Genomic DNA, 11,380 nt, shown 5'->3' with positions numbered 1-11,380 from the left:
CTTCACCGCAACGCCCCCACGTCGCCGAAAACGCCGGCCAGCAAGCCGGACAAACGATCGGGGTCGGGTGTCGTTTCGGCTGTCCAGCCAGTACTACGGCTCGTTCCGATCGCGGAACCCGTCGATTCCGAGGTCATGCAGGTCGGCCGACACCTCTGCGACGCCGCCTTTCAGCTCCTCGTGGTACTCGATCAGCCGTTCCTCGATCGCGTCGTGCTCGCGCGCGAGCACCTGCGCGGCGGAGAGCCCCGCGTTGAACGACTTGCCGGCGTCGACCGCGACGATCGGGGCGCCCGTGGGCATCCCGATGACGGAGTCGACCGACTTCTCCTGAACCGGGACGCCGATCACCGGGATCGGGTACGCGAGCGACGCGGTCATGTTCGGGAGGTCAGCGGATTTCCCACCCGCACCCGCAATCACGATGTCGAGCCCCCGGGCCGCCGCGGTCTCCCCGTACGCGTACATGAGCTCCGGCGTCCGGTGCGCGGAGACGACGTAGCTCTCGTAGGTGAACCGCGCGTCGGGCGCGTCGTCGAAGTCGGTCTGCTCGGCGAACCCGAGCTCGTCGAGCGCGTCGTACGCCCCCTCCATCGTCGGGAGGTCCGAGTCCGACCCCATGATGATCCCCACGTCGGGGGTGGTCTCCGGGTCGGCGTCGGCCGCCGCCTCCGCTTCGAGTCGATCGATCAGGTCCTGCACCGTGGTCATGGACGCGGGTTCGGCGGAGGGCTACAAGGAACTCCCGGATGCGGCGACTGCGGATCGGTCCGTCGTCTCGGGCGCAGAGCGGAGATGCGACCGAAGCGGGTCAGCACACTCGTATCAGTCGTTTGCCTGCCCAACCCTTATCAACGAAATCGCTCGAACTGTACGGTAATGGCAAGTTCGACGGAAAACGGGTCGGATCACGAAGGCGAGATCCGGCTCTGGCGAGAGGACGACTGGTGGATCGCTCGAGACGTGGGAACGGGCGTCACGACGCAGGGCGTGTCCCGATCCGAGGCGCTAGAGAACCTCGATGAGGCTGTCGCGCTCCACCGGGGAGAGATCGGTCGCGAACCGACCGACGAAGAGCTTCGGGAACTCGGGATCGATCCCGAGGAGAACGCGACCGGAGACACGAAGCCGCCCGACGTTCTCGAATAGCGTGGCGAGGCGTACGTTTTCCGGGCGAGAGGTCGTGAAGGTACTCGTCAACCGCGGCGGCTTCGAGTGGCGACGAACCGCCGGCGACCACGCACAGCTCTACTACGAGCATCCGACGTACGAGGAGGACAAACGACACGTCACGGTCCCGTTGCACGACGAAGTTCGGAAAGGAACGCTCAGAAACATCGCCGAGAGTGGGGGAGCACGTGACTTCGACGCCTTCTGCGCGTGGATCGACCGGAACTCGTGACGACCGATCGGTTCGCAGCTACGCGTTCCGGAACGTCAGCCCGTCCCGGAGGTCTCGCGATCGGGAGAGCAGGGCGTCGCGATCGGCGTTAGCATCACGGTCCGTCGCCGTCAGGTGCCCCATCTTCCGAAGCGGGCGCACGTCGTCTTTCCCGTACCAGTGTACGTCGGCCTCGGGCGCCGCGAGAACCTCCTCAACGCCCGACAGCGCCGCGGGCTGCGTCTCCTCGACATCCCCGAGCACGTTCGCTGTGACCGCCGGCGCGACGAGGTCGGTCGACCCGAGCGGCCACCCGAGGACCGCCCGGACGTGGTTCTCGAACTGCGAGGTGCGCGCGCCCTCGATGGTCCAGTGGCCGGAGTTGTGCGGCCGCGGCGCGATCTCGTTGACGAGCACCTCGCCGTCGCGGGTCTCGAACAGCTCGATCCCGAAGACGCCCCGGCCGTCGAGCACGTCGAGCACGTCGCGCGCGACCGACTCGGCCTCGGCGACGACCGCGTCGTCCGTCCGGGCCGGCGCGACGCTCTCGCGGAGGATCTCCTCGCGGTGAATCGTCTCGGTGACCGGGTAGGTCCGCGTCTCGCCGTCGGCCCCCTTCAGCCCCATCACGGCGATCTCGCGCTCGAAGTCGAGGAACTCCTCGGCCATCGCGGCGCCGCCGATCTCGTCGAGCGCGTCGGCGGCGTCCGCGGGCTCGTCGACAGGTACGTTCCCGCGGCCGTCGTACCCGCCCTCGCGGGCCTTCAGCATGACGCCGCCGTACTCCTCGACGACGCGTTCGAGCCCCTCGGCGGTGGCGACCGCGACGAACTCGGGGACGGGGATCCCGGCGTCGACCAGCGCCTCCTTCTGAACGAGCTTGTCCTGAATGGTACGGAGCGTGTCCGGGTCGGGGTGGACGGGTACGTCGTGTTCGGCGGCGGCCTCGGCCATCAGGTCCGGGTCAGCCAACTCGATCTCGAACGTCAGGGCGTCGGCTCGGCTCGCCAGTTCGCGGATCCCCTCTGGGTCGTCGAAGCCAGCGACGATCTGGTCGCTGACGACGGGGCTGGCCGGACAGCCGGGCGTCGGGTCCAATACGATGATATCGACGCCGAGCGGCGCGACCGCTTCACCGATCATGCGACCCAGTTGGCCGCCGCCGACGACGCCGAGCGTGGGTCCCGGCAGAGTGATCGTCATAGCCGGCGATACCGGATGTTAGTGCATAAATATTCTCACATCGAACAACGAAATACACACATTCGTGGTCAGACTGCGTCTGAAAAGGACCCCCCTTCGTCTATAGCTCGACCGCCGCGAGATCGCTTTCTAACTCCGCGACAAACTCGTTGTACGCTTCGACGAACCCCCGGAACGAGTCGGCGTACTCGCGCACGTCGGCCGCCGACGGCGCCTCGTACTGCGAGAGGATATAGAGGCCGCCCGATCCGCCCACCCGGAGATACGAGACGGTCCCCTCATCCCACTTCAGCTCCCATCGGTCGCCGTCGACGCGGGCAGTGAAGGTCCCGTAGTTGTCGCCCTCGTATCGGTAGATCTCACCGGCCATGACCGAACACGTCTCGCGCACGCGGTCTAGCACCCGATCGCGCTCGGCGACAATCCCATCGGTCGAGTCCGGCTCCGGGAACTCGGCGCTCACACCGTCGAGGACGCCCGACAGCGATCCGACCCACTCGTTCCACGCCGCGACGAAGTTCGCGTAGTCGTCGAGCGCGGTCGCGAGGTCCGCGGGGTCCGGCGGCTGCTGCGTCGAGATCACGTACACGTCCGAGCCCGACTTCGGCGAGAACAGGAGGAACTCCAGCTCGCCAGCCTCGTGTTTGACGGTCCATGTCCCCCCCGGCGTCGACAGCTCCTGTCGGCCGTAGTCGCCGCCCTGCAGCTTGGCGAGCTGGTAGGCGATCGTTCCGGCGTGGTCCCGCACGGCGGCGACGAGCTCGTCGCGCCGGTCGGCGACCGCATCCGTGTCGCACACGTCGAGGTCGAGCCCGAGGTCGGCGTGGGTGGTCACGGACGTACTGGGCACCTCACCCGGTTAACGAGTTCGGGTCGGGGGCAAAACGGGGGAGATGTCGGAAACCCGCCTCACGCGATCGACTCCCGGATCTCGCGGATTCGGGTCGACTCGTCGATCCCCGAGCGCACCACCAGCGCGAACACCTCGTCGCCGCCCGGGACCGGGGCGTCGCCGGTCAAAATTGCGCCGGAACCCGTCTCGTCGGCGAGCCACCGCCGCCCGTCCGCGATCGCCTCGCGGTTGAGCCACGCTGGCGGCCCGCCAACCACGAGTAGGGTCCGGTCGGCCCGCCCGTCCGGTACCTCGACGGTGTTCTTCCCGCGGGCCGCCTTCCGGATCGTCGTCTCGATCGCCGACACCGCGGCGCTCGTGTCCACCTCTGCCGGCTCCGAGGAGCCGAACAGCCCGAGCCCGAACCGCGATCCCGACTCGGGCGGCTCGACCGCCTGCGTCGCGTGGCCAATGGCGGCGATCTCCCCGTCGTCGCCGACGGCCCGAGCAACGTCGCTCGCGTCGAGCACCTGCTGGGGCGTCGAGGCCGCGTCATCGGCCTCGCCGGCGCCGAACAGCGCCGCGATCCGCTCGGCGACGACCCCGTTCAGCCGGTCGCGGGCGTCGACGAGCGTTTCACCGGGACGGAGCCAGTCGTCGTTATCGAATGGAACGATCGCCGCACAGCGGTCCGAGAGCGCATTGAGGGTCCGCGCCGCGTTCTTCTCCGCGAGGGGACGCTTTGGAGGGCGATCCTCGGAGTCGTCCCCTGCCGTGCGAGGAGAATCGGCCTTACCGGGCTCGTCGGGCTCGGACTCCGCGGGCGTCGGGAGCAGCCCGACGGCGTAGATGGGGACGTCGTAGAGCCGCGTCAGCTCCTCGGCCAGCGCCGGCGCGACACCCGCGCCCGCACCGCCCCCGAGCCCGACAACGAGGACGAACGCCTCCGCGAGCGACGGCTGTTGATCGTCTATCGCTCGGCCGAGCTCGCTGGCGTGAGCGTCGCCGAGCCGCCGGGCCGCGTGGAGGTCGCCGTCGAGCCCGCCCCCGCCGGCCGCGTCGCCGAAGCGATACCGCCGGGACTCGTCGATCGACCGGAGGGCGTCGAGCGCGGCCGCGTCGGTGTCGAACGCGTTGAGGCCCTGCAGGAACCGGTCCCCGTCGCTGTCGGCGGCGAGCCGGTCGATGATTCGGCCGCCGGCGCCTCCGAGACCGATAACGTGTACACGCATACGTCACCCCGGTCGTCAGGCGGGCGTTTATTCTTTCGGCCCGAGCGCCGGACCCCGCGGCCCGATCAGAACTCGTCGAGTTGGCGCTGTCCGCGCGGCACCTCCGGACCGACTTCCTCGGGGTCGCCGCCGAGCAGCCGTATCAGGGCGGTGTCGGCGAACGTGAGCGCTAACACGAGTACGATCGGCGCGAGGAACAGCCCGTGGAACCCGAACACCACCGGGCCGAAGATGTACGCGAGCATGAGCAGCCCGACGTGAGTGGTCTTCCCGCTGAAGTAGGGCCGGAGCACGATGTCGGGGATCGTGTCGACGACGATCGCGGCGAGGACGAGGAACCCGGCCACGTACACGAGTGCGGAGATCTCGTCGCCGAGGGCCGCCGGGACCGCGGTCACCGCCGCGAGTGGGAGGTACACGATCTTCATCCCGATCACGGGGATCAGGCTGGCGACACCCGTGAGCGCACCGGCGAGCGCCGGGTACGGCACCTCGACGAGTTCCGGGGCGATCACGTTGTATCCGGTGTAGGCCACGACGGCGATGATCGAGATGGCGATGACGTTGAGCAGGTTCCCGTACAGCACCGCCTCTAGCTCGGCATCGACCGCCTCCAGGTACTCGCGCACAACGGCGTCGTCGTCGAACGTGAGGAGCCACTCGTGAAACTTCGAGCCGTCGAGCAGCAGGTAGTAGGTGACGACGATCGTGATGAGGAGACTCAACACGAGCCCCGAGAGGGTGCTCGCCAGCAGGGTCGCCTGCTCTGACGCGAAGTTGATGAGCGGGTCGAGCTGGCCGGACTCATACGCCTGCATGATCCCGTCGAAGGTCGGATTCGACAGCTCGGCGAGATCGCCGACCCACGAGTTCTCGGCACCGACCGTCTCGGCGACCGGATACTGCTCGATGAACCGGCGGGCCTCGATCACCAGAAGCAGCATGGTGTAGCTCAGTAGGCCGATCAGCGGAACGGCGATCAGCGACAGCGCGGACATCGCCCTGACTCGGGCGGGGAGCCGGAAGCGTTCGAGCCGATGAAAGAGGCGTCGGGTGGAGTAGTAGAGGAAGACGGCAACGGTGAGCGGGGCGACGAACCGGTAGGCGATGAACCCGACGAGCGCCCCGACAGCGAGTCCGAAGAGGGCGATGACGAACCGCTTTTCGTCCATGGCCGTTTCTCTCCGCGATCCGGCATAAAATATGGGGCTCAATCCGGGTTTGCGTCCGAGACCTATCGATCGCGACCGGCGAAGCCTATCGATCGGAGCCGTCGTCGACTGCACGCTCATAGCGCGCCACCTGCTCGCGGTGGAGCGAGAGGATCATGTCGGCGAGGAATCCGAAGATCAGAAGCTGGATCCCTAAGGTTGCGGCCCCGACGGCGCCGATCGCGATTATCTCGTGGGGGATCCCGTTGACGATCCAGTCGTAGAGCACGTACCCGGTCATAAGCGCCCCGGCGCTCGTCGAGATCGCGCCGAGACTGCCGAAGTAGAACAGCGGGTTGTTCGTCTTCGCCTTCCGGTACAGTTCGAGGAAGATCACGCCGCCGTCGCGGATGGGGTGGAGGTTGGTGGCGGAGCCGCCAGGACGCTCTCGGTAGGTGATCGGGACGACCGCGACCGACTGCCGGTTTTTCACGCACTCGACCGCCATCTCGGTCTCGATCCCGAACCCGTCGGCGGTGAGGTGGAGCCGGCGGAACGACTCGCGGGTGAACGCCCGATACCCGGAGAGGATATCCCGGTACTGCTCGCCGTGGATCGCGCGAAACGAGAGGTTGATGAGCCGGTTTCCGATCCGGTTCAACTGCGTCATCGCGCCCGGCCGCATGTCCGCGAACCGGTTCCCGATAACGTGGACCGCCTCACCGGACAGCAGGGGATCGAGCATCGCGTCGACATCGCCAGCGTCGTACGTTGCGTCCGCGTCGGCCATCACGACGTAAGGTGCATCGATATGGTCTCGGACCGCTTCCCTCACCGCCTGCCCCTTCCCCCGGCCGGATTGCTCGACGACTCGCGCGCCCGCCTCGCGGGCCGCCTCCTGCGTGCCGTCAGTCGATCCGCCGTCGATCACAAGGACACCGTCGAGCCCGGCGTTGCGGAACGCCTCGACGACGCGCGCGACCGTCTCGACCTCGTCCATTGTCGGGAGCAGGACGCAGACGTCGTCGTACTCGCTCATTACGGGGTCGATATCAGGGGAGTCGCTAAACTCTGTCCTTCCGGGACGGCGCCGGTCCCCGGCAGACCGGGATCATCGCCGACCCGTCAGCCAGTCGGTTCTGTGGGCACCCATACGCTCATGTATCAGACGATCGATCATGGTAGCATGGAACACCCACCGGACGCCAGCGTCGAAGAACTGCTCAGCGCGGCGCGGACTGCCACCGGAGACGAGCTGCGGAGCCTCACGTACTTCAGTGAAGACGATGTCGAACAGCTCTACCTCCGCAGCGACCTGAGCCGGACGGCTGACCTCGTCGGCTTCGCGGAGAGCGAGCGACACGGGTTCCGCGCGCAGTCGCTGTACGCTGACACGCAGCTTGGCGACTACCAGTTCACGGTCCGCGTGTTCGAGAACGGCTACCTCACGCGCGTCATCGCCAACGATCACGGGGTATGGGTAACGACCGACTCGATGGAGATTGACCGGTTCGAGGAACTCGCGAGCGCGCTCGCATCCATCCTGCGGTCGTTTGATCCGATGTAAGGAACCCGGTCGATCCGGCGTCGCCGAGGGATGGTCGCCGTTTCCACCTCACCGCCCCCACCAACCGCGACCCGCTCACTCGAGGTGGCTCTGCATCTCGGGGACCAGCTCGTCGGCGTCGACCGGCTTCGTCACGTACCCGTCGGCACCGGCCTTCACCGCCTCCATCATCTTCTCCTGCTGGTCGACGCTCGTACACATCACGATCACGGCGTCGGCCCAGCGGTCCTTGATCGCAGCAGTCGCCTCGATTCCGGTCATCTCGGGCATGACGACGTCCATCGACACCGCATCCGGTTCGTACGCCTCGAACAGCTCCACCGCCTCCGCGCCGTTCTCCGCCTCGCCGACCACCTCGAAGGGATCCTCCAGCGCGTCCCGGACGACGGTCCGCTGAAACGAGGAGTCGTCGACGACGAGTACCCGCTCGGTCATACGTGGCCGTCGACGGCTGAACGGCATAAACGCGTGGATCGACACGGGCGGCCGGGACCGATCGACCGGCCGCCGAGAGTCCTCGATCCTCACTGCCACCGACGCGCTGGAACACCTTGTATATTCGACGAAGCGTATAATGAACATAGGAACAAGGTTAAGGTGTATCCGGCGGTATCAACGTCTATGGAAACGCGGAAAGTCCAGCGGTTGGGGCCGTCGACGCTGGCGATGACCCTCCCCGCGGAGTGGGCGAAGGAACACGGCGTCAACAAGGGCGACGAGGTGTCGCTGCGGATGGGCGGCAAGGGAACGCTCACGGTCCTGCCGGAGTCGGTGAGCACGGAAGAGTCGAAAGCGGTGATCAACGCCGACGGGCTCGACGCGCAGTCGCTGGAACGCGCCATCGTCGCGCAGTACGTTCTCGGGCGGCGCGTGATCCACGTCCGCAGCGAGGGAACGCTCGACAGTGAACACATCAACGCCGTCTACAAGGCCGAAACGCAGCTGATGGGACTCGGCGTCATCGAAGAGACGCCCTCGGATATCTCGATCCGGTGTTCGGTCGACCCCGAAGACTTCACCCTCGACAACCTGCTCGAGCGCTTGGAGAACACGGGATCGACGATGCGCGGCGAGGCGGTGAAGGCACTCGCCCACGGGAATCCCGATCTGGCCCAGCGTGCGCTCAACCGCGAGCGGCAGGCGAACAAGATCTTCGTGCTCCTGCTCCGGCTCATCTTCACGGCGTACCAGAACCCGAACCTCGCCCGCGCGGTCGGGCTAGAGGAGGGGTTCCCGCTGATCGGCTACCGGTCGGTCGCGAAGAACCTCGAACTCACCGCCGACAACGCGGAGGACATCGCCGATATCGTGATGGAGGCGGAGGGCCACACGCTCGACGTCGACAGCGCGACGATGCGGCAGATCCGGGAGTTCACCGATCAGGTGGACGACCTCACCGCACTCGCCGTGCAGGCAGTCGTCGAGCGCGACTACGACCTCACGGTCGAGTGCCGAGATCTCTTCGGCCGACTCGAGGATCGCGAACAGGAGATCCTCGGAGAACTACCGAACGACCTCGACAACGACACGCTGTTGATGACCCGCGAAGTGCTCGTCAGCCTCCAGCACACCGCAGAGTACGCGATGCGGAACGCCGAGATCGCCGCGAATCTCGCGCTCAACGAGCCCTCTGATCACGTCGAGATCATCTGAGCGAGCGTCGCCGTTTCGAGTCCGAGTCCCCGCCTTCGCATAAACTAAGTAGTCGCCCGCAAAGCGACGAGTATGAGCGAGGCATCCATCGAGTCTGACAAGGAGGTCGGCGTGGCGCTCGCGTTGGGCGCAATCGCGGTCGTCGGCGCTATCGTGCTGTTCGGCCACCCGTCGCAGATCGGGAAGGCCTGGGGGTTCGGAGCGGCGTTCGTCTTCGCCGTCTGTTCGGTCGTCGCCGTCCAGATCTTCGACTGAGTGCGATCCGGACGAGAAACCGTTAAGGACGTTTGACGCCTACTTCAGGACATGAGCGAGTACACCGAGGAGGAGCAGCGCATCCTCGCGTACCTCACGGACAGCGTTACCCGTGGCGAGCGGTACGTCCGCTCGAAGACGATCGCCGACGCTATCGGTCTCACCGCCAAGCAGGTCGGCTCCCGGCTCCCCCGTCTCGCCGAAAAATCCGACGACGTCGACATCGAGAAGTGGGGTCGTGCGCGGTCGACGACGTGGCGCGTGACTCCGCAAGGCTGACGCGCCCCGCCTCGCTGTCGGCGTCTGCTTCCGCCGCCCGATTCTGGTCCCGTTCTTGCTTCCGCCCCGCTCGACTCGCGTGTTTTTAACCCCCGTGGCCCCAAACGGGAGCGTATGACCGTCCGAGTTTCCCGGACGTTCGAGTTCGACGCACCCGCCGAGGACGTGTGGGCGTTCATCTCGGACGCCGAGCAGCGCGCAGAAGCGATCAGCGTCGTCGACACCTTCGAAGTACACGGCGACGGGCGGGCGACGTGGCACGTCGCGCTCCCGATCCCGATGATCAAGTCGACCATCTCCGTCGAGACGGAGGAGGTCAAGCGCGAGCCACCGACCCGAGTGAAGTTCGTCGGCAAGTCGCGCGCCTTCCGCGTCACCGGCGAGCATACGATCACCGAGATCGATGGCGGCTGTCAGCTGGCCAACGAGTTCGTGGTCGACGGCCGGCTGCCGGGCGTCGAGTCGTTCTTCGAACGCAACTTCGATGCGGAGCTGGACAACTTAGAAGACGCCCTGCGAGCGTCGTTCGGAACGACCGCATGAGGCTCGCCTGCGTCCAGCTCGGCGTCGAGGGCGGCGCTATCGAGGACAACGTCGCGGCCGCGATGGAAGCGGTCCGCGAGGCGGCGGCCGACGGGGCTGACCTGGTCGTGCTCCCGGAGCTGTTCGACGTGGGGTACTTCGCGTTCGACGCGTACGCCCGCGCGGCCGAGAGCGTCGCCGGCGACCGATTGAGTCGGTTCGCCGCGGTCGCCGACGAGGAAGACATCAACGTGCTGGCGGGGACCGTCGTCGAGGACCTCGCCGCGTCCGCGGCCGACGGGATCGAGGCCCCGGCCGACGAGGGGCTCGCGAACACTGCAGTGCTGTTCGACCGGAGCGGGGAGCGTCGGCTCGTCTACCGGAAGCGGCACCTGTTCGGCTACGGTTCCGAGGAGACGGACCGGATGGTCCCCGGCGAACGGGTACCCATGACGGATATCGAGGGCGTGCAGGTCGGTGTGACGACCTGCTACGACCTTCGGTTCCCCGAGCAGTTCCGGCAGATGGTCGAGGCGGGCGTCGAGTGCGTGCTGGTGCCGAGCGCGTGGCCGTACCCGCGCGTGGAGCACTGGCGGACGCTCGGCCGGGCGCGGGCGATCGAGAATTTGACGTACGTCGCAGCGGTCAACGGGAGCGGCATATTTGACAGCGACGCGCTCTGCGGCCGGACGACCGTCTACGACCCGTGGGGGACGACGCTGGCGTCGGCGGGCGACGAGCCGACGACCGTGACCGCCGAGATCGACCCCGACCAGGTTGCGGCGGTGCGCGAGGAGTTCCCCGCGCTGCACGACCGCCGATAGCTGCGGACCGTCTCATTTATACGGGAGAAGCGACAAGGATCCAATGCCGAAGTCCGACGCTTTTCTCGTTGGAGTTCGGCGACCAACCACGCGCCCGTCCCGACCACTCGGGCGGCGACGCCGGTGACAGCCCGGGGGTCCGCTGTTCGGCCGCCGCCCGCCCGCCTCTCGTCGTTCACCTTTCCGCTTCGCCTTTCCTCGCCTTCGCCGCTCCCCCTTTCCGAACCCCTCACAGCCGTGGCCTCGCATTCCCGTGCCCCACGTATCCTCGCACCACTGCGTCGCTGGTCCCTACGCTGCTCGTCGACGACGGTGTCCGGATCGGTGTAATATCAAACCCGATAACTTGGTCGATAGCTACTTACGGCGGTCGGGGGAGCACGTAAACGCCGCGGACGAAACCGGCCGACCCAACCCCGTTTTCGGGCGGGTCGGTCGGAGACTCGCTTCCACCGTCCGTCGTCCGTCGGCTTTCGGGCTC

General features: G+C 67.0%; 15 protein-coding genes. 8 read left to right on the top strand and 7 right to left on the bottom strand.

Features of this window, described 5'->3' with window-relative positions; genetic code table 11:
- Positions 1 to 93 precede the first annotated feature (93 nt).
- Entirely contained in the window at positions 94 to 711 is a 618-nt protein-coding gene (gene purE / locus HLAC_RS03485; RefSeq protein WP_012659936.1) for a 5-(carboxyamino)imidazole ribonucleotide mutase, read from the bottom strand.
- 168 nt (positions 712 to 879) lie between these two features.
- On the opposite strand from purE, the gene HLAC_RS03480 reads away from it, so the two are divergent.
- Both HLAC_RS03480 and HLAC_RS03475 read left to right on the top strand, forming a co-directional pair.
- Positions 880 to 1,149 carry a type II toxin-antitoxin system HicB family antitoxin gene (locus tag HLAC_RS03480; protein WP_012659935.1) on the top strand — a complete coding sequence of 90 codons (270 nt, stop codon included), beginning with the start codon at positions 880 to 882 and terminating at the stop codon, positions 1,147 to 1,149.
- A gap of 1 nt (position 1,150) precedes the next feature.
- A complete protein-coding gene (locus HLAC_RS03475) occupies positions 1,151 to 1,402 on the top strand; it encodes a type II toxin-antitoxin system HicA family toxin (RefSeq protein WP_012659934.1) in 252 nt (83 codons plus the stop codon).
- A gap of 18 nt (positions 1,403 to 1,420) precedes the next feature.
- Here the strand turns inward: HLAC_RS03475 and purK are convergent, their stop codons facing one another.
- The 5 genes from purK to aglJ all read right to left on the bottom strand — a co-directional run bounded on the left by purK (position 1,421) and on the right by aglJ (position 6,838).
- Complete coding sequence (gene purK / locus HLAC_RS03470) at positions 1,421 to 2,584, bottom strand: 5-(carboxyamino)imidazole ribonucleotide synthase (RefSeq protein WP_012659933.1); 1,164 nt, start codon at positions 2,582 to 2,584, stop codon at positions 1,421 to 1,423.
- Between the two features lie 100 nt (positions 2,585 to 2,684).
- The gene (locus HLAC_RS03465; protein ID WP_012659932.1) at positions 2,685 to 3,419 is read right to left on the bottom strand and encodes a profilin-fold protein; all 735 of its coding nucleotides are present in this window, start codon (positions 3,417 to 3,419) and stop codon (positions 2,685 to 2,687) included.
- A 74-nt stretch (positions 3,420 to 3,493) separates the two neighbouring features.
- Positions 3,494 to 4,648 (bottom strand): FtsZ/tubulin family protein, encoded by a 1,155-nt coding sequence (locus HLAC_RS03460; RefSeq protein WP_012659931.1) that lies wholly within the window; start codon positions 4,646 to 4,648, stop codon positions 3,494 to 3,496.
- A 65-nt stretch (positions 4,649 to 4,713) separates the two neighbouring features.
- Positions 4,714 to 5,820, bottom strand: a complete 1,107-nt coding sequence (locus HLAC_RS03455) for an AI-2E family transporter (RefSeq protein ID WP_012659930.1) — start codon at positions 5,818 to 5,820, stop codon at positions 4,714 to 4,716.
- 85 nt (positions 5,821 to 5,905) lie between these two features.
- Positions 5,906 to 6,838 carry an S-layer glycoprotein N-glycosyltransferase AglJ gene (gene aglJ, locus HLAC_RS03450; RefSeq protein WP_012659929.1) on the bottom strand — a complete coding sequence of 311 codons (933 nt, stop codon included), beginning with the start codon at positions 6,836 to 6,838 and terminating at the stop codon, positions 5,906 to 5,908.
- A 147-nt stretch (positions 6,839 to 6,985) separates the two neighbouring features.
- Between aglJ and HLAC_RS03445 the strand changes: the two genes are divergently transcribed.
- The gene (locus HLAC_RS03445) at positions 6,986 to 7,366 is read left to right on the top strand and encodes a DUF7522 family protein (RefSeq protein WP_049933203.1); all 381 of its coding nucleotides are present in this window, start codon (positions 6,986 to 6,988) and stop codon (positions 7,364 to 7,366) included.
- Between the two features lie 75 nt (positions 7,367 to 7,441).
- Here the strand turns inward: HLAC_RS03445 and HLAC_RS03440 are convergent, their stop codons facing one another.
- Positions 7,442 to 7,801: a response regulator gene (locus HLAC_RS03440; RefSeq protein ID WP_012659927.1), complete on the bottom strand. Its 360-nt coding sequence runs from the start codon at positions 7,799 to 7,801 to the stop codon at positions 7,442 to 7,444.
- Between the two features lie 186 nt (positions 7,802 to 7,987).
- On the opposite strand from HLAC_RS03440, the gene HLAC_RS03435 reads away from it, so the two are divergent.
- The 5 genes from HLAC_RS03435 (at position 7,988) to HLAC_RS03415 (ending at position 10,899) form a co-directional block, all read left to right on the top strand.
- On the top strand, positions 7,988 to 9,019 hold the full coding sequence (locus tag HLAC_RS03435) for a phosphate signaling complex PhoU family protein (RefSeq protein ID WP_012659926.1): 1,032 nt from the start codon (positions 7,988 to 7,990) through the stop codon (positions 9,017 to 9,019).
- A 72-nt stretch (positions 9,020 to 9,091) separates the two neighbouring features.
- A complete protein-coding gene (locus HLAC_RS03430) occupies positions 9,092 to 9,274 on the top strand; it encodes a DUF7525 family protein (RefSeq protein ID WP_012659925.1) in 183 nt (60 codons plus the stop codon).
- A gap of 51 nt (positions 9,275 to 9,325) precedes the next feature.
- Entirely contained in the window at positions 9,326 to 9,553 is a 228-nt protein-coding gene (locus HLAC_RS03425; protein WP_007998354.1) for a DUF7123 family protein, read from the top strand.
- A 114-nt stretch (positions 9,554 to 9,667) separates the two neighbouring features.
- A complete protein-coding gene (locus tag HLAC_RS03420) occupies positions 9,668 to 10,096 on the top strand; it encodes an SRPBCC family protein (protein ID WP_012659924.1) in 429 nt (142 codons plus the stop codon).
- A complete protein-coding gene (locus HLAC_RS03415) occupies positions 10,093 to 10,899 on the top strand; it encodes a carbon-nitrogen family hydrolase (protein WP_012659923.1) in 807 nt (268 codons plus the stop codon). The genes HLAC_RS03420 and HLAC_RS03415 overlap by 4 nt, the downstream gene beginning before the upstream one ends.
- The last annotated feature ends 481 nt before the right edge of the window (positions 10,900 to 11,380 follow it).

This window comes from Halorubrum lacusprofundi ATCC 49239 (genome assembly GCF_000022205.1).
Taxonomy (GTDB): Archaea; Halobacteriota; Halobacteria; order Halobacteriales; family Haloferacaceae; genus Halorubrum; species Halorubrum lacusprofundi.
The sequence above is the reverse complement of the archived record's forward strand: the minus strand, read 5'-3'. Positions and strand labels throughout refer to the sequence as shown.

Coding starts and splice junctions, on each gene's coding strand:
- HLAC_RS03420 (WP_012659924.1), top strand. CDS start 9,668: ATGACCGTCCGAGTTTCCCGGACGTTCGAGTTCGACGCACCCGCCGAG.
- HLAC_RS03415 (WP_012659923.1), top strand. CDS start 10,093: ATGAGGCTCGCCTGCGTCCAGCTCGGCGTCGAGGGCGGCGCTATCGAG.
- HLAC_RS03430 (WP_012659925.1), top strand. CDS start 9,092: ATGAGCGAGGCATCCATCGAGTCTGACAAGGAGGTCGGCGTGGCGCTC.
- HLAC_RS03455 (WP_012659930.1), bottom strand. CDS start 5,820: ATGGACGAAAAGCGGTTCGTCATCGCCCTCTTCGGACTCGCTGTCGGG.
- purE (WP_012659936.1), bottom strand. CDS start 711: ATGACCACGGTGCAGGACCTGATCGATCGACTCGAAGCGGAGGCGGCG.
- purK (WP_012659933.1), bottom strand. CDS start 2,584: ATGACGATCACTCTGCCGGGACCCACGCTCGGCGTCGTCGGCGGCGGC.
- HLAC_RS03445 (WP_049933203.1), top strand. CDS start 6,986: ATGGAACACCCACCGGACGCCAGCGTCGAAGAACTGCTCAGCGCGGCG.
- HLAC_RS03440 (WP_012659927.1), bottom strand. CDS start 7,801: ATGACCGAGCGGGTACTCGTCGTCGACGACTCCTCGTTTCAGCGGACC.
- HLAC_RS03480 (WP_012659935.1), top strand. CDS start 880: ATGGCAAGTTCGACGGAAAACGGGTCGGATCACGAAGGCGAGATCCGG.
- HLAC_RS03435 (WP_012659926.1), top strand. CDS start 7,988: ATGGAAACGCGGAAAGTCCAGCGGTTGGGGCCGTCGACGCTGGCGATG.
- aglJ (WP_012659929.1), bottom strand. CDS start 6,838: ATGAGCGAGTACGACGACGTCTGCGTCCTGCTCCCGACAATGGACGAG.
- HLAC_RS03460 (WP_012659931.1), bottom strand. CDS start 4,648: ATGCGTGTACACGTTATCGGTCTCGGAGGCGCCGGCGGCCGAATCATC.
- HLAC_RS03425 (WP_007998354.1), top strand. CDS start 9,326: ATGAGCGAGTACACCGAGGAGGAGCAGCGCATCCTCGCGTACCTCACG.